The following is a 21,747-nucleotide window of genomic DNA, read 5'->3' on the forward strand; positions in this document are numbered from 1 at the left end:
TTCCCCACTTACTGTTTGATTTTCTTGGCCAGATCGGCACACCAGGCTTCGCCGCGTGCCCCCTGCGGCGACAGGTTCAGCGAGCGCCCGCCCGCTTGCGGGCTTATGGTAATGGTCAGGTCGGGCTTTGGCAAAACGCCCGCACCTTTATCGGGCCACTCGAACAGGCACAGGGCGTCGCCCTCGAAGTAATCGCGAATCCCCATGAATTCAAGCTCTTCCGGATCGACCAGGCGATACAGGTCGAAGTGAAACGCGCGAATGTCGCCGATCTCGTAGGGTTCGACCACGGTGAAGGTCGGGCTCTTGACCGGGCCGGTGTGGCCCAGGCCACGGATCAGGCCGCGTGACAGGGTGGTCTTGCCGGCGCCCAGGTCGCCCTCGAGAAAGATCACGCCATGACCGCCGGTCACTTCAGCCAGCTTCGCGCCGAAGTCGACGGTGGCCTCTTCATCGGCCAAAAACAGGGTTATGCCAGACACGCTGAATGTTCCTCCAACAATTCTCTAATGACCGCAACCAGATCGCTGGCTGCCAGGCCTCTTCCCTCAACCCCCAGCCGCTCGCCGGCACGGGCATGCAGCCACACCCCCAGGCAGGCTGCCTGCCAAGCGTCCAGCCCTTGGGCCAGCAACGCCGCCAGCACCCCGGTGAGCACATCGCCCAACCCCGCGCCGGCCATGGCCGGATGACCGTGATCGCACAGCGCCAGCCGCCCGGCAGGGTCAGCCACCAGCGTACCGGCGCCCTTGAGCACACAGACGCTGGCATATTTGCGCGCCAGCTTACGCGCGGCACCGGGCCGGTCGGCCTGCACCGCTTCGGTGGAGATCCCCAGCAGGCGCGCCGCCTCCCCCGGGTGCGGGGTCAGCACGCTGGCGCTGGGCAGCGCCAGCGGCGATCGCGCCAGCAGGTTGAGCGCATCGGCATCCCAGACTTGCGGCAGGTGCGTATTGGCCACCGCCGACAACAGGCTGCGCCCCCAGGCCGCCTGCCCCAGCCCTGGTCCGACCACCAGCACCGAGGCACGCTCCAGCGGCCCCATCAACTGATTGGCCGAACTCACGCCCAGCCACATGGCCTCGGGCAGACGGGCCAGCCCGGCAGCGGCATGTTCAGGGCGCGTGGCCACACTGACCAGGCCGGCGCCACAACGCAGCGCGGCTTGCGCACTGAGCATCACCGCCCCGCCGGTGCCCAGGTCGCCACCGACCACCAGCACGTGGCCGAAGTCAGCCTTGTGGGCGCCAGCAGCACGCGGCGGCAGGCCGGCCAGGGTCAGCCGATTGAGCAGTTGCGGGGTATTACCGGGGTGTTTGGTCTGAGGCATGGGGTCAAAGGCTCCGATGTCTGGCAGAATTATACGCACCTACACCCGTAATGCCTTGCCCATCCATGCCCGCCACGCTCCCAGACATCAACACATTGGCCCAATCGATCAAGGATTGGGGCCAGGAACTCGGTTTTGCCCACGTCGGCATCGCCGGCGTGGACCTTGGCGAGCACGAACAGCACCTGCAGCGCTGGCTCGCGGCCGGCTACCAAGGCGAGATGGAGTACATGGGCGAGCACGGCACCAAGCGTTCGCGCCCCGCCGAGCTGATCCCCGGCACCCTGCGGGTGATATCGCTGCGCATGGACTACCTGCCGGGCGACACGCAGATGGCGCAACGCCTGGCCCAGCCGGAAAAAGCCTATATCGCGCGCTACGCCCTGGGCCGCGACTACCACAAGCTGGTACGCAAGCGCGTGCAGCACTTCGCCGACCGCATCCAGGAAGCCATCGGCCCGTTCGGCTACCGCGCCTTCGTCGACAGCGCCCCGGTGCTGGAGAAAGCCCTGGCGCAGGAGGCCGGCCTGGGCTGGATCGGCAAGAACACCTTGCTGCTCAACCGCAAGGCCGGCAGCTACTTCTTCCTCGCCGAACTGTTCGTCGACCTGCCGCTGCCGATCGACGGCGTGCAGGGCAGCGACCACTGTGGCCGTTGCCAGGCCTGCCTGGACATCTGCCCGACCCAGGCCTTCGTCGGCCCTTACCAGCTCGATGCACGGCGCTGCATTTCCTACCTGACCATCGAGCTGCGCCACGCCATTCCCGTGGAGCTGCGCCCACTGATCGGCAACCGGGTGTTCGGCTGCGACGACTGCCAGCTGGTCTGCCCATGGAACCGCTTTGCCAAGACCACCACCGAGGATGACTTCATGCCGCGGCGCGGCCTGGACAACGTCGAGTTGGCCGAGCTGTTCCTGTGGGATGAAAAGCGCTTTCTCGGCAGCACCGAAGGCTCGCCGTTGCGGCGTGCGGGGTATGAGCGGTTTTCGCGCAACCTGGCGGTGGGGCTGGGCAACGCGCCCACCACGATCCCGGTTGTAGAGGCGCTGAAAGCGCGGCGCAATGACCCGTCGGCGTTAGTGCGCGAGCACGTGGAATGGGCGCTGGGGCGGCACGGCGTCCTGTAGGCAATCATTCAGCCTTTCGGCGTGCGCAATCGCACAACGTGAAAGCGTCGGTACGTGGGAGCGGCGGTGCGCCGATGCGACTTGCCCCGCGATCTCGGCGAAGCCGGTGCATCCAATCGCGGGGCAAGCCCGCTCCCACGAGCAGCCGAACAGCTCCTGCATCCCGCAGGAGCCGCGCACCATTCACTGCTGGTCGTTGTAGTGGAACTTGGGCATTTCCCAGTGGAAACGGATCGCCAGCAAGCGCACCAGGAACCCGCCAAACAGGGTCAGCAGCATCGCCTGCTCCGCCGGCACCTTGAAGTACACGCAGCCCAGGTAGAACCACGCCGCCGCGAACGACACGCTGGCGTACAGCTCGCGCCGGAACACCAACGGGATGTCGTTGCAGAAGATATCCCGCAGGATGCCGCCGAACACCCCGGTGATCACCCCGCTGATCGAGGCGACCAGGAAGCCCTGCCCCATCTCCAGTGCGGTCATGCAGCCGATCAGGGTGAACGCCACCAGCCCCAGGGCATCGAGCACCAGGAACAATGAGCGCAGATGGCGCATCAAGGGTGCGATGAAGATGGTCACCAGCGCGGCAAAACTGGTCAGCACCAGGTATTCCGGGTGTTTTACCCAGGTCAGCGGGTAGTGCCCGAGCAGCACGTCACGCACCGAACCGCCACCCAGGGCGGTAACGCAGGCAATCAGCACCACACCGAACCAGTCCATGCCGCGACGGCCGGCAGACAGGGCGCCAGTCATGGCTTCGGCGGTAATGGCGATGAGGTAGAGCATCAACAACATGGTGCAGTTCCAAAAACAGTGGAAAGCTGCAAGCCCCAAGCTGCAAGCAATGCGCGGCGCCTGGGCTGTCGCGCCCGGGCGAACACGGCATTGCCTGGCTTGGGGCTTGTAGCTTGAGGCTTGAGGCTTGAGGCTTAGACTTTGATGAAGTGCTCGCGGTAGTGACGCAGTTCGGCGATCGACTCGCGAATGTCGTCCAGGGCCAGGTGGGTGCTGCCCTTCTTGAAGCTGTCACGCACGTTCGGCGCCCAGCGCGCGGCCAGCTCCTTGAGCGTGGAGACGTCGAGGTTGCGGTAGTGGAAGTAGTTTTCCAGCCCGCGCATGTGCCGGTACAGGAAGCGGCGATCCTGGCAGATGCTGTTGCCGCAGATCGGCGACTTGCCCTTGGGCACCCACTGCTCCAGGAAGGCGATGGTCTGCGCCTCGGCCTCGGCCATGCTGATCTTGCTCTCGCGCACGCGCTGGGTCAGGCCCGAGCCGCCGTGGGTGCGGGTGTTCCACTCGTCCATGCGTGCCAGCACTTCATCGCTGTGATGAATGGCGATCACCGGGCCTTCGGCCAGGGTGTTCAGCTCGCTGTCGGTGACGATGGTGGCCATCTCGATGATGACGTCGCTGTCCGGGTCCAGGCCGGTCATTTCCAGGTCGATCCAGATCAGGTTCTGTGGGTTCTGCATGAAAGTGCTCCTCGAATAGGCCGTCATATTAGCCCAGCAAGGCGGTGCGTGGGCGGGCCATGCTAAACTGCCGCGGTTTTCTCACTGCCCCGCCGATACGGAACCTTCATGGCCAAACGCCAGCTCAACCGCCGCCAGAACTGGCGCATCGAAAAGATCCAGGGTGAACGCGCCGCCCGCGCCGCCAAACGCGAGCAGCATGCACTGCAAGAGCTCGAAGGTGGCGACCTGGGGCCGGAGCAGTTGGGCCTGGTGATCGCCCACTTCGGTGTGCAGGTCGAGGTCGAGGCCCAGGACGGCGACGACGCCGGCCAGGTATTCCGCTGCCACCTGCGGGCCAACCTGCCGGCGCTGGTCACCGGCGATCGCGTGGTATGGCGCGCCGGCAACCAGGGCATCGGCGTGATCGTCGCCCAGATGCCGCGCAGCACCGAGCTGTGCCGGCCGAACAATCATGGCCAGCTCAAACCGGTGGCGGCCAACGTAGACCTGATCGTCATCGTCTTCGCACCCGCGCCGGAACCGCACCCCAACCTGATCGATCGCTACCTGGTGGCCGCCGAGCATGCCGGTATCCGCCCACTGCTGCTGCTCAACAAGGCCGACCTGATCAACGACGAAAACGCCCCTACGCTCAACGCCATGCTCGAGGTGTATCGCGGGCTCGGCTACCCGTTGCTGGAAGTGTCGGCCCACCAGGGCGATGGCATGCAGCGCCTGCAACAGACGCTGGATGGCCATATCAGTGTGTTCGTCGGCCAGTCGGGGGTGGGCAAGTCGTCGCTGGTCAACAGCCTGCTGCCTGACGCCGGCACCCGCGTCGGCGACCTGTCCGAATGGTCGGGCCAGGGCACCCACACCACCACCACCGCGCGGCTCTATCACTTCCCTAACGGCGGCGATCTGATCGACTCCCCGGGTATCCGTGAGTTCGGCCTGGGCCATGTCAGCCGTGACGATGTGGAAGATGGCTTCATCGAGTTCCGCGAGCTGATCGGCCATTGCCGCTTCCGCGACTGCAAGCACGACCGCGAACCGGGCTGTGCATTGCTCAAGGCACTGGACGAGGGCAGCGTGACGCAGCAGCGGATGAACAGCTACCGCTCGATCATCGCCAGCCTGCCGCAAGACAGCTACTGAGGCTGCGGCAGCGCGCTGGGTTCACAAGCCCTGTGGGAGCGGGTTCACCCGCGAAGCAGGCGACGCGATGCATGGCACCGGCTTCGCCGGTGTTCGCGGCGGTTCGACGCCTCGATAAACCCGCTCCCACAGGTCCTTCACAAAGCAAAACGCCCGTGACTGCGTACGCAATCACGGGCGTTTTGCCTGGCAGCAACCGGCTTACTGGTTCTTCTGCTCGTCCATCTTCAACACACCATCCTCGAAGATGTTCAGCTTTTGCCGCAACTCGCGAGGCTGCATCGGGTCCTGCGGCGCCGGAGCGGCGGCGCCTGGCGCACCCTGGGCCGGCGGCGTCGCTTGCGGCTGGGCCTCAGGCGCACCCTGCTCACCCTGCTCACCCTCGATGGTGCGCTGGGCCTTCTTGGTCAGGACGATGATGTCGATACGGCGGTTGACCGGGTTGAACGGATTCTTGCGGTCGAACAGCGACGACGACGCATACCCCACCACACGCGCCACCTGCTCATCCGGGTAACCACCCGCGACCAGCGCACGACGCGCAGCGTTGGCACGGTTGGCCGACAGCTCCCAGTTGCCGTAGTCGCCAGTGCCGGAATACGGCTTGGCATCGGTGTGGCCACTGATGCTGATCTTGTTCGGCACTGCCTTGATGGTGTCGGCCATGGCCAGCAGGATGTCTTCGAAGTACGGCTGCAACCGCGCACTGCCAATGTCGAACATCGGCCGGTTCTCGGCGTCCATGATCTGGATGCGCAGGCCGTCCTGGGTGATCTCGAACAGGATCTGGTCCTTGAACTTCTGCAGTTGCGGGTTTTCCTCGACCTTGTTCTGCAGCTCCTGCAGCAGCAGCTCCAGGCGCTCGCGCTCGACCTGCTCGGCCATGGTCTCGACCTTGTCCTTGTCCAGCTGGATGCTGGTATCAGGCGTCGGCTCGGACTTGGTCTCGGGGTTGATGGTCTTCTCGGGTGCCAGCTGTGGCGAGCCACCCAGGTCGATGATGTACGGCGTGCCGCTTTCGGAGAAGCCGATCGGGTCCTTGAAGTAGCCGGCAATGGCGATCTTCTGCTCGGGCGTGGCGGTGGAAAGCAGCCACAGCACGAGGAAGAACGCCATCATCGCCGTGGCGAAGTCGGCGAAGGCGATCTTCCAGGCGCCGCCATGGTGGCCTCCACCGAAGCGCTTTACGCGCTTGATGATGATGGGCTGATTGTTTTCCATGGCTTAGCGACCGCGGACCGCTTGTTCCAGCTCGGCGAAGCTTGGACGGTGCTTGGGGTACAGCACCTTGCGCCCGAACTCGACAGCCAGCGAAGGCGGCATGCCCGAGGCGGAAGCGACCAGCGAAGCCTTGATCGACTCGTACAGGTTGAGCTCTTCCTTGGCATCGTGCTCCAGGCACTTGGCCAGCGGGCCGAAGAAGCCGTAGGCGGCCAGAATACCGAAGAAGGTACCGACCAGCGCCGCACCTACGTGCAGACCGATCGACGCCTGGTCGCCGTCGCCCAGCGACGCCATGGTCACCACGATACCCAGTACCGCTGCGACGATACCGAAGCCGGGCATGCCGTCAGCGATGCCGTTCACCGCGTGGGACGGGTGCTCCAGCTCTTCCTTCATGCTCAGCAGTTCCATGTCGAACAGGCCTTCGAGCTCGTGGGGAGCCATGTTGCCGGTGGACATGATGCGCAGGTAGTCGCAGATATAGGCGGTCATGCGTTCATCGCCCAGTACGGCGGGGTACTTGGCGAAGATCGGGCTGGCGGCGGCGTCTTCGATGTCACCTTCGATGGCCATCATGCCTTCGCGGCGACTCTTGTTGAGGATCTCGTATACCAGGCCCAGCACTTCCAGGTAGAAAGTATGGGTGAATCGGCTGCCGAACATCTTCAGCGACTTCTTGACCACATGCATGGTCATGTAGCCAGGGTTGGCCTGAAGAAACGCACCGAACGCGGCGCCGCCGATGATCAGCACTTCGAACGGCTGAATCAGCGCCGCGATCTTGCCGTGGGAAAGCACGTAGCCGCCGAGCACGCTCGCGAATACGACGATGATGCCGATAATTTTAGCCATAGGTTCAAAGCACTTGCTGTCGTGGTCAGGGTCGGGGACGGGAGCTTTAAAACTCTTCTTCTACTTATCGGCACAACTGCGCCAGACTATAGCCACTCATCGCGAAAAGCCAGTTCGGACTGATGTCAAAATGCCAATTGAAACCAAGGTGCCAAGTAAGGTTCCCGCGACGCTAGAGGCCTGGGTAAAGCTGCTCGACGGGGTGCGCCTGCCGGTGCCGAAAGAGAGCCACGACCAGGTGGTCAAGGCCATCGCCGACAGCCGTCGCTCGCTGCGCGAGATCGCCGAACTGCTGCAGGACAGCCCCGCCCTGGTGCTGTGCGTGATGCGCGAGGCCAACCATCCGGCCAGCCCCAGCCAGGCCGACCCCGCCGAAAGCCTGGAAGTTGCCCTGAATCGCCTGGGCCTTGAACGTACCAGTCAGTTGCTGGCACGCCTGCCCACCCTGCCCGGCGACGACATCCCGCCGGTGCTGCGCCAGTTCTTGCTGATCAGCCAGCATGCCGCGCAACAAGCCAACGGGCTGTTCGCCAGCCGCCTGGCGCGGCTGTGGCAGGACATCCACTGGGGCAGCCTGCTGTTCCTTTCGCCGCTGTGGCCGCTGGCCCTGGCCTACCCGAAGCTGCTGGACGCCTGGGAGCTGCGGGTTATCCACAAGGGCGAGGACGCCGCCCAGGTCGAACATGAACTGTTCGGCGTGCGCATCATGTCGCTGTGCCAGGCCGTGGCCGAGCACTGGCGCCTGCCTGGCTGGGTCACCCAGGGCTATCGCCTGCTGATCGACGAGCGCGAGCAACTGGCCCAGGTACTGGCCATCGCCCGCGAACCCGAGCCCCTGGCACAACAGCAGCGCCTGGACGAGGAGCCGGCCCTGCGCCGCTGGTTCAACCAGCCGCCCAACACCGTCTTGCTCGCCAATGGCCTAGCGCTGGCGGCCCAGGTCGGTTGGGACAATCCGCACCTGCTGCGCTGGCAGCTGCTGACCGCGCTGTACCTGCAGACTTCGCTGGAAGATGTGCAGCAGCAGGTCCACCAACAGGCCGCCGCCAGCGCCCGCCACCATGCGCGCCACGCCCTGTTCCACCCGGCCGAAGCGCTGATCTGGCCCTGGCATCAGCGCCGCCCGCACCCGGACATGCTCACCCCGCCGCCGCCCAGCGCCGAAACGCTGGCGCACTGGCGCACGCTGTGCCAGGAACTGCTGGCCCAGCCAAGCCCGTTCTCCAACACCGTGCACCTGGCCACGCAGGCGCGCGAGGCGCTGCTGGCGTGCGGTATGCAGCGCATCATGCTGCTGAGCCTGGACAAGGCCAGCGACTACCTGCGCGTGCAACAGACCGCCGGCCTGCCCAAGGAAGCTGACGCCATGGCGCTGGCGATCGGGCAGAACAAACTGCTGCAAAAACTGATGAGCAAAGCCGGGCAACTGCGCCTGACGCCCGACAACCACGCCCAGTTCGCCGCCCTGCTGCCGGCCCCGCTGCGGGCGTTCTTCCGCAGCGAGCACCTGCTGCTGCGCTCACTGGCCGTCGGCGAGCAGGTGCTGATGCTGGCGGTGGTCGACCAGGGCGGCAAGCCGCTGGCCGATGTCAGCGTGCAAGCCTTCGGCAAGACCGCGCAATGCATCGAGCGCGCCCTGGCCGTGTTTGCCAACCGCAATGCCTGAGCCTTGCGCTACAATCGCTGCTCTTTCCACCCTGGAGACCGTGGATGACTGACTTTTCCGGCTTGCCCCTGGTGATTGAAGCCAAGGACCTGCTACCGCGCCTGGCTTCGCCACAGCTGATCCTGGTCGACCTGAGCAGTGCCAATCGCTACGTCAGCGGGCACATCCCAGGGGCCCGCTTCGTCGAGGGCAAACGCACCCAGCTGGGCCAACCACCAGCACCCGGCCTGCTGCCGGCACTGGGCGACCTGGAGAAACTGTTCAGCGAGCTCGGCCACCGCGACGATGCCGTCTATGTGGTCTACGACGATGAAGGGGGCGGCTGGGCCGGGCGCTTCATCTGGCTGCTCGACGTGATCGGCCACCCGCACTACCACTACCTCAACGGCGGCATCCAGGCCTGGCCGGCAGACAAGCTGTCCACCGAGGCGCCGGCACCTGCCAGCACCCCGGTGCGCCTGCAGTTGCACAGCGAGCCGACGGCCACCCGCGAATACCTGCAAAGCCGCCTGGGCGCCGACGACCTGGTGGTCTGGGACGCCCGCGGCCCGCAGGAGTTCAGCGGCGAAAAAGTCCTGGCCGCCAAGGGTGGGCACATCCCCGGCGCGATCAACTTCGAGTGGACCGCCGGCATGGACCTGAACGACCACCTGCGCATCCGCAAGGACATCAGGGAAGTGCTCGAACAACTGGGCATCACCCCAGACAAGGAAGTGATCACCCACTGCCAGACCCACCGCCGCTCCGGTTTCACCTACCTGGTGGCCAAGGCCCTCGGTTACCCACGCATCAAGGCTTACGCCGGCTCGTGGAGCGAATGGGGCAACCACCCCGACACGCCCGTAGAAGTTTAAGGACGCTCAATGAAATCCCGTTTGTTCATCATCAGCCAGCACCTGCTGCCGCACCACTTGCTGTCGCGCCTGGCCGGCTGCGTCGCCGAATGCCGCGCGCGCTGGTTCAAGAATGCCTTCACCGCCTGGTTCGCCAAGCGCTACCAGGTCAACATGTCCGAAGCGCTGGTCGAAGACTTGACTGCCTACGAGCACTTCAATGCCTTCTTCACCCGCGCCCTCAAGCCCGGCGCCCGCCCGCTGGACGAGACCCCCGGCGCCATCCTCTGCCCGGCCGACGGCGCGGTCAGCCAGCTAGGTCCGATCGAGCATGGCCGCATCTTCCAGGCCAAGGGCCACAGCTTCAGCGCCCTGGAGCTGCTGGGCGGCGACCCGGCCCTGGCCGCACCCTTCATGGGCGGCGAGTTCGCCACCATCTACCTGTCGCCCAAGGACTACCACCGCGTGCACATGCCGCTGGCCGGCACCCTGCGCGAGATGGTCTACGTGCCGGGCCGGCTGTTCTCGGTCAACCAGACCACCGCAGAGAACGTCCCCGAGCTGTTCGCCCGCAACGAGCGCGTGGTCTGCCTGTTCGACACCGAGCGTGGGCCGATGGCCGTGGTACTGGTTGGCGCGATGATCGTCGCCTCGATCGAGACCGTCTGGGCCGGCCTGGTCACGCCACCGAAGCGCGAGCTCAAGACCTTCCGCTACGACGAAGCCAGCCGCGCGCCGATCCACCTGGAGAAAGGCGCCGAACTTGGGCGCTTCAAGCTGGGCTCCACGGCGATCGTGCTGTTCGGGCCAGAGCAGGTGAAGTGGGCAGAAAACCTCGGCGCAGCGTCTGCCGTGCGCATGGGTGAGCTGCTGGCGCAGCCAGCCCAGGCCTGATCCGCCGCCGCAATGAAAAAGGCCCTGCATCTGCAGGGCCTTTTCTTTTGGTGCATGGCGTATCAGGCGCGGCGTTCGTGCATCCGTGCCAGCTGGCGCTCCAGCATCGACGGGTACGGCTCCATCAACCGCTCCACGCAGCTCGCGCCCTCAGGGCTGGCGATCGGGCGGATGCGCGCACGCTGGCGCACCAGCGCATCGTCGCTGATGCGCCGCTCTACCAGCAGCAGGTTGCGGCTGTGCTGCGACAGCGCCAGGGCGTCCTGGGCCTGTTCGGTCATCAGCAGATCAACCTGGTCCAGGCCCTGCAGGTCATCGGCCAGCACCAGGCCCAGTTGCAGTTGCAGGGTGATGCCGCTGTCGGCCACTTCGATCTGCAGGGCATGGCCCAAGGCACGCAGCAGCTCACCACAGCAGATGGCGTTGGTCAGGTAGTCCTCGCCACAGTCGCGGCTGTGGAACAGCAGCAGGGTGCCGCCGTCGCTCAGCGTGTGCACTTCGCCTTCATACAGCGAGGCAGCCTGGTCGAGGCAGTCGTTGTAGCGTTCCAGCAGCTCGGCCAGGCGGGTGCGCGGCAGGCGGCGCAGTTGCTCCTGGGAGCCCAGCTGGACGGCCAGCACGGCGCTGCTCTGGGGCTCGTTCGACTCGACGGCAATCGGCTTGGCCGGGGCGGTTTCTTCGTCCATCAGGCCGGCAAAGGCCTCGTCATCGTCGTCAGCCTCATGCACGGCGGGCTTGGCGCGCGGGGCGGCCTTTGGCGCTACCGGCGCGTCGTCGAAGTCGTCTTCTTCCTCGACCTCTGGCTCCGGCGGCGGTGGCGGTGCGAGGCGGGCGTGCAGCTGGCGGGCCAGGTCGCCGATTTCGTCCTGGCGGTCGATGGCCGGGGTGTAGGGGTGCGGGTCGCGCAGCCAGACCCGCAGTTGCAGCAGCGGGGTGGAGATGAAACGGCCCAGGCGCAGGCTCAGGGTGAGGGCCAGCGCCAGCAGGATGGCGGCAAGGATGCCCATGCTCTGCAGGCTGATCAGCATCGGCTGCTGGAACTGGCCCATGTCCAGGCTGATGCGCAGTTGGCCGGCGGTCACGTCCTGGAAGGTGATCTTGGTCTGGTACACCCCTTCTGCCTCGCCCAGCAGGCTGTTACGCGGGCGCTGGCCGGCCTCGGCGAGGATGCGGTTGTCCACGCTGTAGATGGCGGCGTGCGCCACCAGTGGGTTCTTCACCAGGTTGCCGAGCAGCACATTGAGGCTGAGGATGTCGTTGGACACCAGCAGTTCGGTGGCGGAGGTGGCGGTCTGCGTGGTCAGGCTCTGACCAACGGCATCGGCCTGCTCATGCATGGCCTGCTTGAACTGCAAACCCATCACGCAGGCATAGATCACCAGGGCCAGGGCCACCAGGAAGATGTTATGGCTGGCGATACGCAGGGCCAGGGGGATTCGGCGCTGGCTGAGGGCTCGGTAGATCATCAGGAAGAAGTTGTCGGTTTTGACGGGCGTGGGCCGGTTCACAGAGCGCGGCTCTTAATGGCGAGAAAGTGCTGCGCAGTATAGCGAGCAGAGTTTTGTCGGCAAAGTATCGTTGGCGCCCGATGGTCACGGAAAATCGGTAGAATGCGCATTTTTCATCGAAGTCGGAGCCCGGTCTTGCGCGAAATCGTCCTGATCAACATCACTGGTGAAGACCGTCCAGGTCTTACCGCTGCCATCACCGGCGTCCTGCTCCAGGGCGGTGTGAACATCCTCGACATCGGTTTGGCGGTGATGCACGGCACGCTGTCGTTCGGCATCCTGGTCGACATTCCCGACAACGAGGTCGCCACCGGGCTGCTGCAAAGCGTGCAATCGAAGGCCCACGAGCTGAACCTGCAAGCGCGTTACACGCCGATCTCCGAAGCCGATTACCAGCACTGGGCCGACAGCCAGGGCGAGGCGCGCCATATCATCACCCTGCTCAGCCGCCGGGTCACTCCGGAGCAGTTGCAGCGGGTCAGCGCAATCATCAGCCAGTACGGCCTGACCATCGAGCGCATCGAGCGCCTGTCCGCCCGTGTGGCGCTGGATGCCGATGCCGCTAACGGCAAGGCCGCGCTGGAGATTTCCGCGCGTGGCGAACCAACCGATGCCCAGGCCCTGCGTGCCGACTTCTTTGCCCTGTGCGAAGCACTGAACATCGACATCGCCTTCCAGCGCGACGACCTGTTCCGCCGCAACCGCCGCCTGGCCGTGTTCGACATGGACTCCACGCTGATCGAGGCCGAAGTGATCGATGAGCTGGCCAAGGCCGCTGGCGTGGGCGAGCAGGTGGCGGAGATCACTGAGCGTGCCATGCGTGGCGAGCTGGATTTTCGCGCCAGCTTCAAGGAGCGCATGGCGCTGCTCAAGGGCCTGGACGTTGGCGTACTCGACCAGATCGGCGCGTCGCTGCGCTTGACCGAGGGTGCCGAACACCTGTTCGCCGAACTCAAGCGCCTGGGCTACAAGACCGCCATTCTCTCCGGTGGCTTCACCTACTTCGCCAAGCAGGTGCAGGCACGCCTGGGCATCGACTACGTGTTTGCCAACGAGCTGGAAGTGGTCGATGGCAAAGTCACCGGCGTGGCCGTCGAGCCGATCGTCGACGCCCAGCGCAAGGCTGAACTGCTGCAACAGCTGGCCAATCAGGAAGGGCTGCAGCTGGAGCAGACCATCGCCGTGGGCGATGGCGCCAACGACCTGCCAATGCTGTCGCTGGCCGGGCTGGGTGTGGCGTTCCGCGCCAAGCCGCTGGTGCGCCAGTCGGCCAAGCAGGCAATCTCCACGCTGGGTCTGGATGGCGTGCTGTACCTGCTGGGCCTGCGCGATCGCGACGCCCGCAGCTGATGATTGGCTGAACCCCTTCGCCGGCGTGCCGGCGAAGACCGAGGCAATAAAAAAGCCCGCATCGCTGCGGGCTTTTTCATGTCTGGCGGATCAGAACCGATAAACTTCCATATCGGTGCGGATCGGTGAAGCCATCGGGATCTTCGACTTCTCCGGCTCCTTCTTCACCTGTACCGGCGCCGCCTGCTTGCGGGGCGCTTCCTCGGCGATGGCCGGCTGGTTGGCCAATGGTTTGACCGTGTTGCTGAGCTGCTCGGCGAGCTTCTGCAACAACTGACCCTGGGCCTGCACCTGGGCCGATTCGCTGCCTTGGTGCGGCTGCTCAAGGTGAACGATGCGGTTGTCGCGCACTTGGCCACGACGGTCCAGTACACGCCATTGCGCATCCAGGATCGCCGGCTGGTTCTTGCCTGAATCCAGGCGGGTGATGGTCAGTAGCACCTGCACGTCCGGGGTGAAACCGGCACTGGCGGGCGCCAGCACCACGCGCTGGCTGTCCAGACGCCAGGCCAGCTGACGCACCAGCAACTGATCGATGTCCGACGAAAGGCTACCGGCCCAACGCCCGTCGGTCGCCGCAGTCAGGCTGCCGTCGGCCTGGCGCTGCAGGAAGGTTTCGCGTTGCAGGTAGTCAGCCACCGAAACAGGGCCAAGCACCACCGCCATGCCTGCCGCCTGCGAAGGCTGGCCAGGGTCACCGCTGTCGAGCTGATACAAGGCGACCGGCTGATGCATGCTGCACCCGCTCAGGCCCAGCAGCCCAGTCATCAACAGCGCAAATGGAAGGCGCAGAAATTTCATTCATCCCATCCAGGCGGTCGCCTCAAGACTGACCGCAGTGATACTCACGTAAATTCATCCGGGCACTCGGCCACGCCGGCGCCACAAGTGCACTATCATCCGCGAAATAGCGGCCCGACTCCAGCATTTCCGCCTGCAACGGCGCCGAAAGCGCCGCTGCAGACGTGCTACCCGCTTATGCCGGGGTTTCCACCAGCAGTGCATCGACACGCTGGAAACCACGTGGCAATTTGCTACCACGGCGACCGCGCTCACCCTTGTAATGCTCGAGGTCATCCGGTTTCAGAGACAGGGTACGCTTGCCAGCCTGCAATACAAGGGTCGCCCCCTCGCTGACCACCGCAAGATCGGTGACATATTCTTCACGGCTGGCCACCCGGTCGCCCGGCACGCCGATGATCTTGTTGCCCTTGCCCTTGCCCAGCTGCGGCAGGTCAGCAACCTTGAACACCAGCAGGCGCCCTTCGGTGGTCACTGCCGCCAGCCAATCCTGCTCGCGGTCGGCCACCGGGCGCGGGGTCATGACCTTGGCACCGTTTGGCAGGCTCAGCAGGCCCTTGCCGGCCTTGTTCTTGGCCTGCAGGTCCTCACCCTTGACCACGAAGCCGTAGCCGGCGTCGGACGCCACCACGTACAGGGCATCGTCGTCCGGCAGCAGCACGCACTCGAAGGTAGCGCCTGGCGGCGGTGTCAGGCGGCCGGTCAACGGCTCGCCCTGGCCACGGGCGGACGGCAGGCTGTGGGCAGCCAGCGAATAGCTGCGCCCGGTGGAGTCGATCAATACGGCAAACTGGTTGGAGCGCCCGGCGGCGGCAGCCTTGAAGCCATCGCCGGCCTTGTACGAAAGCCCCGTGGCATCGATGTCGTGGCCCTTGGCGCAGCGCACCCAGCCCTTCTCCGACAGCACCACGGTGACTGGCTCGGTCGGCATCAGCTCGTTTTCCGACAGGGCCTTGGCTTCGGCCCGCTCGACGATCGGCGAGCGACGGTCGTCGCCGTAGGTTTCGGCATCTTCGATCAGTTCACTGCGTACCAGCTTGCGCAGCTTGGCATCGCTGCCCAGCAGCGTGGTCAGGCGCTTCTGCTCCTTGAGCAGGTCGTCGGTTTCGCCACGGATCTTCATCTCCTCCAGGCGCGCCAACTGACGCAGGCGCGTTTCGAGGATGTAGTCGGCCTGGATCTCGGTCAGCTCGAAACGCTCGATCAGCGCCTGCTTCGGGTGCTCTTCGGTGCGGATGATGTGGATCACTTCATCCAGGTTGAGGAACGCCTTGAGCAAGCCTTCCAACAGGTGCAGGCGGCGCTCGACCTTGTCCAGGCGGTGCTGCAGCCGGCGACGAACGGTACCGATGCGGAACTCCAGCCACTCCAGCCAACAAGGCACGCAGCTCTTGAGCTGCGGACGGCCGTCGAGGCCGATGATGTTGACGTTGACCCGGTAGGTGCTCTCAAGGTCGGTGGTGGCGAACAGGTGCTGCATCAGCTCGGCGGCATCGACGCGGTTGGAGCGCGGGATGATGACGATGCGGCAGGGGTTCTCGTGGTCCGACTCGTCGCGCAGATCAGCGACCATCGGCAGTTTCTTGGCCTGCATCTGCGCGGCGATCTGCTCCAGCACCTTGGCGCCGGAGACCTGGTGCGGCAGCGCGGTGACGACGATATCGCCGTCTTCGACGCGGTACACCGCACGCATGCGGATCGAGCCCTTGCCGCTCTCGTACATCTTGAGGATGTCGGCGCGCGGGGTGACGATCTCGGCCTCGGTCGGGTAGTCCGGCCCCTGGATGTGTTCGCACAGCTGCTCAAGCGTGGCCTTGGGCTCGTCGAGCAGGCGCACGCAGGCACTGGCCACTTCGCGCAGGTTGTGCGGCGGCACATCGGTGGCCATGCCCACGGCGATGCCGGTGGTACCGTTGAGCAGGATATTCGGCAGGCGCGCCGGCAATACCGCCGGCTCCTGCAGGGTGCCGTCGAAGTTCGGCACCCAGTCGGCCGTGCCCTGGCCCAGCTCGCTGAGCAGCACTTCGGAATAACGCGACAGACGCGCCTCGGTGTAACGCATGGCGGCGAACGACTTCGGATCGTCCGGCGCACCCCAGTTACCCTGGCCGTCGACCAGGGTGTAGCGGTAGCTGAACGGCTGGGCCATCAGCACCATGGCTTCGTAGCAGGCCGAATCGCCGTGAGGGTGGAACTTGCCGAGCACGTCACCGACGGTACGCGCCGACTTCTTGTGCTTGGAATCGGCATCGAGCCCCAACTCGCTCATGGCATAGACGATACGGCGCTGCACCGGCTTGAGGCCGTCGCCGATGTGCGGCAGCGCGCGGTCCATGATCACGTACATGGAGTAGTTGAGGTAGGCCTGTTCGGTGAATTCAGCCAGGGAACGGCGTTCGACACCGTCCAGGCTGAGTTCGAGTGAGTCGCTCATGCGGGCCTCGTCATTTCAGGTTCTGGCGCAGCAGCATGGTGCCGCCGCGCTGGGTAAATTCAAGTTGTTTGAGGGCGCTCATGCCCAGCAGCACGGCCTGGCCGTCGAGGCCGGGCACTACCAGGGCGCGCACGTCGCGCAGGTGGATATCGCCCAGCAGCAGGCTGTCGATACGGGTGCGGTAACCTTCCGTGCGGCCATTGGCGGTGCTCAGCGTCACGGGTGCGCCACGGGCCAGATCGAGGTCGCGGGCCAGCGCCTCGGGGATGGCCACGTCGGTGGCCCCGGTGTCGAGCATGAAATGCACCACCCGGCCATTGATCGCGCCATCGGCGACAAAATGCCCCTGGCCGTTGCTCAGCAGGCGCACTTCGACGAAACCATCGCCCTGGGTGCTCTGCACTTCGCTGTTCGGGTTTTCCTGGCGCGCTTCCCACTCGCCGAAAAAACGCGTGGCGAGGAACATCGCCGCCGCCCAGGCCAGCACCATCAGCACCCTGCCCGCACGTTTGCCCGGTGCCTGGCTCATGGTTTGCCGCTCCAGCCGCCCTGTGGCGCGGCGAAGCGCCAGACGATCGGCCGCGCTTCACCATCGGCGCGCACGCCGTTGTTGTTGTCCACGCCAATCCAGGCGCCGTCCTTGTCGATCACCAGCGCTTCGGCAAGGCCGTAGGGTTGATCGTACTGACGGGGCGCCAGCAACGCGTCGGCGGCAAACGACCAGCAGCGCTCGACCGCACCGCTGTCGGCATCACGCCGGCAAATGCGGTAGGCATTGCGCTCCAGGGTGAACAGCTTGCCGTCGAACAGCGCCAGGTCGGCGAAGTCCCGCGACAGGGCGCGCGCGCCCGGGAACTGGGCTGGCTGCATCTCGACGCCGGCCTCGCTGAACATCACGCAACTGCGCCCGCAGGCCCATACCGATTGCTGGCGCCGCACCGAAAGCAGGCCACGGCGCTCGCGCTCGGCGGCCAGCCACAGGCGGTCGCCCGCCGGATTGACCGCCAGGCCTTCGAACAACGCATTGAAGTGCAGCAGCATGCCGCTGGCACGGGCCTGGCGGACCATCGATTGATCGATTTTCAACCAGTTCGGTTCACCCGAGGCTGGCAATTGCAGCACCGCCGCGTGCGCTTCGCTGACGACATAGAAGTTACCCGCCTGATCACAGGCGATCCCTTCGAAATCCAGCGCTCCGCCACGGATGAACGATGCGGCCCAGTTGCGCGACTTCAGCCCCCACGGCAGGCCGGTGTCCGGTGCCGCGGGCGGGGTGAACACCAGCGCTTCGGCGCGCCAGGTGCTATCGCCCTGGTCGAGGCGATAGATGCGGTCGTCGTCGCGGTCGGACACCGCCCACAGCGCCCCGCGGCACACCGCCAGGCCGGACAGGTTACCGCCACGCATGCCTTCGACCGGGTGCTCGCGGGTGAGCTTGAGCTCCGGCCAGTCCTGCGCCAGGGCCGGCAACATCGACAACGCCAGGCAAAGTGCCAGGAGCGGACGAATCAAACCAGGACCTCGGCCAGGTTGCCTTTGGTCTCCAGCCAGTTCTTGCGGTCACCGGCGCGCTTCTTGGCCAGCAGCATGTCCATGATCTCGGTGGTACCGGCCAGGTCGTCGAGCGTGAGCTGGACCAGGCGCCGGGTGTTCGGGTCCATGGTGGTTTCGCGCAGCTGCGGCGGGTTCATCTCGCCCAGCCCCTTGAATCGGGTGACCTGCGGCTTGCCGCGCTTCTTCTCGGCGACCAGACGATCAAGGATGCCATCACGCTCGGCTTCGTCGAGGGCGTAGTAGATCTCCTTGCCCAAGTCGATGCGGTACAACGGCGGCATGGCCACGTAGACGTGACCGGCCTCGACCAGCGGGCGGAAATGCTGGACGAACAGCGCACACAGCAAGGTGGCGATGTGCAGGCCGTCGGAGTCGGCGTCGGCGAGAATGCAGATCTTGCCGTAGCGCAGCTGGGTCAGGTCGGTGGCACCCGGATCGACGCCGATGGCCACGGCGATGTTGTGCACTTCCTGGCTGGCCAGCACTTCACCGCCATCGACCTCCCAGGTGTTGAGGATCTTGCCGCGCAGCGGCAGGATCGCCTGGAACTCCTTGTCCCGCGCCTGCTTGGCCGAACCACCGGCGGAGTCACCCTCGACCAGGAACAGCTCGGCGCGCATCGGGTCTTGGCCTGCGCAGTCAGCCAGCTTGCCCGGCAGCGCCGGCCCCTGGGTGACGCGCTTGCGCTCGACCTTCTTGCTCGCCTTCAGGCGGCGGCCGGCATTGCTGATGGCAAGCTCCGCCAGTTGCATGCCCAACTCGGGGTGGGCGTTGAGCCACAGGCTGAACGCGTCCTTGACCACGCCAGAGACGAACGCCGCCGCCTCGCGGGACGACAGGCGCTCTTTGGTCTGGCCGGAGAACTGCGGTTCCTGCATCTTCATCGACAAGACGAAGCTGATGCGCTCCCAGACGTCCTCCGGGGCCAGTTTGACCCCACGCGGCAGCAGGTTGCGGAACTCGCAGAACTCGCGCATGGCATCCAGCAGGCCCTGGCGCAGGCCGTTGACGTGGGTGCCGCCCTGGGCGGTGGGGATCAGGTTGACGTAGCTTTCCTGGATGCTGTCGCCGCCCTCCGGCAGCCACAGCAGGGCCCAGTCGACCGCTTCCTTGTTACCGGCCAGGCTGCCGCAGAACGGCTCGTCGGGCAGGCGCAGGTATTCGCTGACCGAGTCGACCAGGTAGGAACGCAGGCCGTCCTCGTAGTGCCACTCGACCTTCTCGCCGGTGCCCTTGTCTTCGAAGCTGATCGACAGCCCCGGGCACAGCACGGCCTTGGCCTTGAGCACATGCTTGAGGCGGCTGATGGAGAACTTGGGCGAGTCGAAGTACTTGGGATCAGGCGTGAAATACACGCTGGTGCCGGTGTTGCGCTTGCCGACGGTGCCGACCACCTCCAGCTCGCTGGCCTTGAAGCCGTCGGCAAAGGTCATCTGGTACTCGTTGCCATCGCGCTTCACGCGTACCCGCACCTGGGTGGACAGGGCGTTGACCACCGAAATACCGACGCCGTGCAAACCGCCGGAGAACTGGTAGTTCTTGTTGGAGAACTTGCCGCCGGCATGCAGCTTGGTGAGGATCAGTTCGACACCGGACACGCCCTCTTCGGGGTGGATGTCCACCGGCATGCCGCGGCCGTCGTCGCACACTTCCAGCGAGTGGTCGGCGTGCAGGATCACCTGCACCGAACGGGCGTGGCCAGCCAGGGCTTCGTCGACACTGTTGTCGATGACTTCCTGGGCCAGGTGGTTCGGCCGGCTGGTGTCGGTGTACATGCCCGGGCGTTTGCGGACCGGGTCAAGGCCCGAGAGGACTTCGATGGCGTCTGCGTTATAGGCGCTAGCGCTGGGATTGGCCATGGGGTCTCGTCGTCAGTCAGGTGAATGCAAAAAGCTCAAAGTACAGAAAAGTCCAACGCCGCATACTGCCCACGGGCAATACCGGCAAAGCTCAGCAGCGCCGGGAGCTGTTCGGCGAAGCCTTGGTAGCTGTGGTCGCCGCCGGCCTGGATGCGCAGGGCACAGGCTCGGTAATAGCGCTCGGCCTGGCGATAGTCCAGCGTTTCATCGGCGGTCTGCAACCACACTTGATAGCGGCTGGCATCTAGCGGGGCTGGCACTTCCAGCTCGGCCAAGGCCTGCACATGGTCGTGGGTCAGCTCCCAGGCTTCGTCGGTATACAGGTTGCGCTGGGTGCCGAGATAACCATCGAACAACCGGTGCGGGGCGACCGCCGGGTTGATCAGCAGGGCCTTGAGGCCGTGGCGCTCGGCCAAGTGGGTGGCATAGTAGCCGCCCAGCGAGCTGCCGACCAGCAAGGGCGCGCCGAGCTCGCTGATAGCCGCCTCCAGCTGTGCGATGGCTTGCCGCGGATGGTGATGCAGGGCTGGGACGCGCAGTTGCTCAGCCAGGCCGATCTGCTGCATGACCGCCTCGAGTTGGCGGGCCTTCTTCGACAGCGGCGAGCTGTTGAAGCCATGGATATAAAGGATGGAACCCGACATGCTGCCCCCGGACGCAAAGACGCGCAGTGTAGCCTGTTCGAGGAGCATTGGTTCAGTGCAGGGATTTTCGCAACACATTCTTCAAAATGCGCGCTGCGGCTTGTGATTCAACACGGACACTGTGGGAGCGGCTTTAGCCGCGAACACCGGCAGAGCCGGTGCCATCCACCGCGTCGCTTGCTTCGCGGCTAAAGCCGCTCCCACAGGATTGGCCCCCATCTCCCGCCTGGGCTCAGTAGCCCGGGCTGTCGAAATCCAGCTTCACCACAAAATCCCGCGCCCGCTCCACCCCGGTCTCCAACCGCCCGTCGGCATGCAGGCGCAACCAGCGGTACCCCGGCTGCTCTTCACTCACCTGGAAGTCCTCGCTGCCCGGCGCGAACTGAATGCAGGTCGAGGGCGTGGCCAGCAAGCGCACACCCTCGCGCACCTGGTCCCATTCCTGGTGAACATGCCCCCAAAGCAGCGCTTTCACCTGTGGATAAGCTTTTACCCGCAGCAGAAGCTGGTCAGCATTACGCAACCCGATTGGCGCCATCCACGCACAACCGATATCCACCGGCTGGTGGTGGCAGCACACCAGGCAATGACGCTCACCGGCAGTGGCCAACGCCTGATCCAGCGTGGCCAGCTGGTCTTCGGCCAGCAGCCCGAACGTGGCACCGACCACCGCCGAATCGAGCATCACGATGCGCCAGGCGCCGATATCGGTCACCGCCGTGATCAGTTCCGGCGCCACCTTGGCCATTACCTGGGCTTCGTCATGATTGCCCGGCAACCAGCGTGCCGGCGCACCGAACCCGGCGGTCAGCCCGCGGAATGCTTCATAGGAGGCCACACTGGCATCCTGGGACAGATCCCCCGTGCACAGCAAAAGGTCTATGCGCGGCTGTTCACGGCGCACCTGCGCCACCACATGTTCAAGGCTGTCGCGGGTATTGAGCCCCAGCAGCGTCCCAGCGGGAGCGGCGAACAGATGGGCATCGGTCAGTTGCACCACATGAACGGGTGACTCTGCGAAAAGTGCTTGCGGCAACGGCCGTCTCCTCGAACGGA

20 protein-coding genes are annotated in these 21,747 nt (G+C 65.3%); 6 read left to right on the forward strand and 14 right to left on the reverse strand.

What is annotated here, in order from left to right; translation table 11 throughout:
- Positions 1–8: 8 nt before the first annotated feature.
- Positions 9–473, reverse strand: coding sequence for a tRNA (adenosine(37)-N6)-threonylcarbamoyltransferase complex ATPase subunit type 1 TsaE (tsaE, locus tag EJA05_RS25485; protein ID WP_371923667.1), 465 nt, complete (start codon positions 471–473; stop codon positions 9–11).
- Positions 470–1,330, reverse strand: coding sequence for an NAD(P)H-hydrate dehydratase (locus tag EJA05_RS25490; protein WP_125860662.1), 861 nt, complete (start codon positions 1,328–1,330; stop codon positions 470–472). Before EJA05_RS25490 ends, tsaE begins: the two co-directional genes overlap by 4 nt.
- Before the next feature lie 65 nt (positions 1,331–1,395).
- Here EJA05_RS25490 and queG point away from each other — a divergent pair, with 65 nt between their 5' ends.
- Complete coding sequence (queG, locus tag EJA05_RS25495) at positions 1,396–2,460, forward strand: tRNA epoxyqueuosine(34) reductase QueG (RefSeq protein WP_125465761.1); 1,065 nt, start codon at positions 1,396–1,398, stop codon at positions 2,458–2,460.
- Between the two features lie 183 nt (positions 2,461–2,643).
- Here the strand turns inward: queG and EJA05_RS25500 are convergent, their stop codons facing one another.
- On the reverse strand, positions 2,644–3,255 hold the full coding sequence (locus tag EJA05_RS25500; protein WP_110996140.1) for a trimeric intracellular cation channel family protein: 612 nt from the start codon (positions 3,253–3,255) through the stop codon (positions 2,644–2,646).
- Between the two features lie 134 nt (positions 3,256–3,389).
- A complete protein-coding gene (gene orn / locus EJA05_RS25505; protein ID WP_110996141.1) occupies positions 3,390–3,932 on the reverse strand; it encodes an oligoribonuclease in 543 nt (180 codons plus the stop codon).
- A 108-nt stretch (positions 3,933–4,040) separates the two neighbouring features.
- Between orn and rsgA the strand changes: the two genes are divergently transcribed.
- Positions 4,041–5,072, forward strand: a complete 1,032-nt coding sequence (rsgA, locus tag EJA05_RS25510; RefSeq protein ID WP_125465763.1) for a small ribosomal subunit biogenesis GTPase RsgA — start codon at positions 4,041–4,043, stop codon at positions 5,070–5,072.
- A 201-nt stretch (positions 5,073–5,273) separates the two neighbouring features.
- Here rsgA and motB read toward each other — a convergent pair whose 3' ends face one another.
- Both motB and motA read right to left on the reverse strand, forming a co-directional pair.
- Positions 5,274–6,293 carry a flagellar motor protein MotB gene (gene motB, locus EJA05_RS25515; RefSeq protein WP_125860664.1) on the reverse strand — a complete coding sequence of 340 codons (1,020 nt, stop codon included), beginning with the start codon at positions 6,291–6,293 and terminating at the stop codon, positions 5,274–5,276.
- 3 nt (positions 6,294–6,296) lie between these two features.
- On the reverse strand, positions 6,297–7,148 hold the full coding sequence (gene motA / locus EJA05_RS25520; protein WP_125860666.1) for a flagellar motor stator protein MotA: 852 nt from the start codon (positions 7,146–7,148) through the stop codon (positions 6,297–6,299).
- A 130-nt stretch (positions 7,149–7,278) separates the two neighbouring features.
- On the opposite strand from motA, the gene EJA05_RS25525 reads away from it, so the two are divergent.
- From EJA05_RS25525 to asd, 3 genes are read left to right on the forward strand one after another with little or no spacing between them, the layout of a single operon-like run.
- On the forward strand, positions 7,279–8,814 hold the full coding sequence (locus EJA05_RS25525) for an HDOD domain-containing protein (protein ID WP_125860668.1): 1,536 nt from the start codon (positions 7,279–7,281) through the stop codon (positions 8,812–8,814).
- A gap of 44 nt (positions 8,815–8,858) precedes the next feature.
- A complete protein-coding gene (locus tag EJA05_RS25530) occupies positions 8,859–9,668 on the forward strand; it encodes a rhodanese-like domain-containing protein (RefSeq protein ID WP_125860670.1) in 810 nt (269 codons plus the stop codon).
- A gap of 9 nt (positions 9,669–9,677) precedes the next feature.
- Entirely contained in the window at positions 9,678–10,541 is an 864-nt protein-coding gene (gene asd / locus EJA05_RS25535; protein WP_110996147.1) for an archaetidylserine decarboxylase, read from the forward strand.
- A gap of 62 nt (positions 10,542–10,603) precedes the next feature.
- On the opposite strand, the gene EJA05_RS25540 is transcribed toward asd, so the two are convergent.
- Positions 10,604–12,049: a histidine kinase gene (locus EJA05_RS25540; protein ID WP_125860672.1), complete on the reverse strand. Its 1,446-nt coding sequence runs from the start codon at positions 12,047–12,049 to the stop codon at positions 10,604–10,606.
- A gap of 135 nt (positions 12,050–12,184) precedes the next feature.
- Between EJA05_RS25540 and serB the strand changes: the two genes are divergently transcribed.
- Positions 12,185–13,399, forward strand: coding sequence for a phosphoserine phosphatase SerB (serB, locus tag EJA05_RS25545; RefSeq protein ID WP_125465768.1), 1,215 nt, complete (start codon positions 12,185–12,187; stop codon positions 13,397–13,399).
- Positions 13,400–13,489: 90 nt separating this feature from the next.
- Here the strand turns inward: serB and EJA05_RS25550 are convergent, their stop codons facing one another.
- The 7 genes from EJA05_RS25550 to cpdA all read right to left on the reverse strand — a co-directional run bounded on the left by EJA05_RS25550 (position 13,490) and on the right by cpdA (position 21,727).
- A complete protein-coding gene (locus tag EJA05_RS25550) occupies positions 13,490–14,200 on the reverse strand; it encodes a PqiC family protein (RefSeq protein WP_125860674.1) in 711 nt (236 codons plus the stop codon).
- A gap of 175 nt (positions 14,201–14,375) precedes the next feature.
- The gene (parC, locus tag EJA05_RS25555; RefSeq protein WP_125860676.1) at positions 14,376–16,634 is read right to left on the reverse strand and encodes a DNA topoisomerase IV subunit A; all 2,259 of its coding nucleotides are present in this window, start codon (positions 16,632–16,634) and stop codon (positions 14,376–14,378) included.
- 10 nt (positions 16,635–16,644) lie between these two features.
- Positions 16,645–17,163: a retropepsin-like aspartic protease family protein gene (locus tag EJA05_RS25560; protein WP_125860677.1), complete on the reverse strand. Its 519-nt coding sequence runs from the start codon at positions 17,161–17,163 to the stop codon at positions 16,645–16,647.
- On the reverse strand, positions 17,160–18,146 hold the full coding sequence (locus tag EJA05_RS25565) for an esterase-like activity of phytase family protein (protein WP_125860679.1): 987 nt from the start codon (positions 18,144–18,146) through the stop codon (positions 17,160–17,162). Before EJA05_RS25565 ends, EJA05_RS25560 begins: the two co-directional genes overlap by 4 nt.
- On the reverse strand, positions 18,143–20,047 hold the full coding sequence (gene parE / locus EJA05_RS25570) for a DNA topoisomerase IV subunit B (RefSeq protein WP_110996466.1): 1,905 nt from the start codon (positions 20,045–20,047) through the stop codon (positions 18,143–18,145). The genes EJA05_RS25565 and parE overlap by 4 nt, the downstream gene beginning before the upstream one ends.
- A gap of 35 nt (positions 20,048–20,082) precedes the next feature.
- On the reverse strand, positions 20,083–20,691 hold the full coding sequence (locus EJA05_RS25575) for a YqiA/YcfP family alpha/beta fold hydrolase (protein WP_125860681.1): 609 nt from the start codon (positions 20,689–20,691) through the stop codon (positions 20,083–20,085).
- Between the two features lie 232 nt (positions 20,692–20,923).
- Positions 20,924–21,727, reverse strand: coding sequence for a 3',5'-cyclic-AMP phosphodiesterase (cpdA, locus tag EJA05_RS25580; RefSeq protein WP_125860683.1), 804 nt, complete (start codon positions 21,725–21,727; stop codon positions 20,924–20,926).
- Positions 21,728–21,747 lie beyond the last annotated feature (20 nt).

The sequence above is a fragment of the Pseudomonas oryziphila genome (assembly GCF_003940825.1).
GTDB classification, from domain to species: domain Bacteria; phylum Pseudomonadota; class Gammaproteobacteria; order Pseudomonadales; family Pseudomonadaceae; genus Aquipseudomonas; species Aquipseudomonas sichuanensis.

Coding starts and splice junctions, on each gene's coding strand:
- queG (WP_125465761.1), top strand. CDS start 1,396: ATGCCCGCCACGCTCCCAGACATCAACACATTGGCCCAATCGATCAAG.
- EJA05_RS25550 (WP_125860674.1), bottom strand. CDS start 14,200: ATGAAATTTCTGCGCCTTCCATTTGCGCTGTTGATGACTGGGCTGCTG.
- EJA05_RS25500 (WP_110996140.1), bottom strand. CDS start 3,255: ATGTTGTTGATGCTCTACCTCATCGCCATTACCGCCGAAGCCATGACT.
- motB (WP_125860664.1), bottom strand. CDS start 6,293: ATGGAAAACAATCAGCCCATCATCATCAAGCGCGTAAAGCGCTTCGGT.
- parC (WP_125860676.1), bottom strand. CDS start 16,634: ATGAGCGACTCACTCGAACTCAGCCTGGACGGTGTCGAACGCCGTTCC.
- rsgA (WP_125465763.1), top strand. CDS start 4,041: ATGGCCAAACGCCAGCTCAACCGCCGCCAGAACTGGCGCATCGAAAAG.
- EJA05_RS25490 (WP_125860662.1), bottom strand. CDS start 1,330: ATGCCTCAGACCAAACACCCCGGTAATACCCCGCAACTGCTCAATCGG.
- EJA05_RS25575 (WP_125860681.1), bottom strand. CDS start 20,691: ATGTCGGGTTCCATCCTTTATATCCATGGCTTCAACAGCTCGCCGCTG.
- asd (WP_110996147.1), top strand. CDS start 9,678: ATGAAATCCCGTTTGTTCATCATCAGCCAGCACCTGCTGCCGCACCAC.
- EJA05_RS25525 (WP_125860668.1), top strand. CDS start 7,279: ATGCCAATTGAAACCAAGGTGCCAAGTAAGGTTCCCGCGACGCTAGAG.
- parE (WP_110996466.1), bottom strand. CDS start 20,047: ATGGCCAATCCCAGCGCTAGCGCCTATAACGCAGACGCCATCGAAGTC.
- EJA05_RS25530 (WP_125860670.1), top strand. CDS start 8,859: ATGACTGACTTTTCCGGCTTGCCCCTGGTGATTGAAGCCAAGGACCTG.
- orn (WP_110996141.1), bottom strand. CDS start 3,932: ATGCAGAACCCACAGAACCTGATCTGGATCGACCTGGAAATGACCGGC.
- motA (WP_125860666.1), bottom strand. CDS start 7,148: ATGGCTAAAATTATCGGCATCATCGTCGTATTCGCGAGCGTGCTCGGC.
- EJA05_RS25560 (WP_125860677.1), bottom strand. CDS start 17,163: ATGAGCCAGGCACCGGGCAAACGTGCGGGCAGGGTGCTGATGGTGCTG.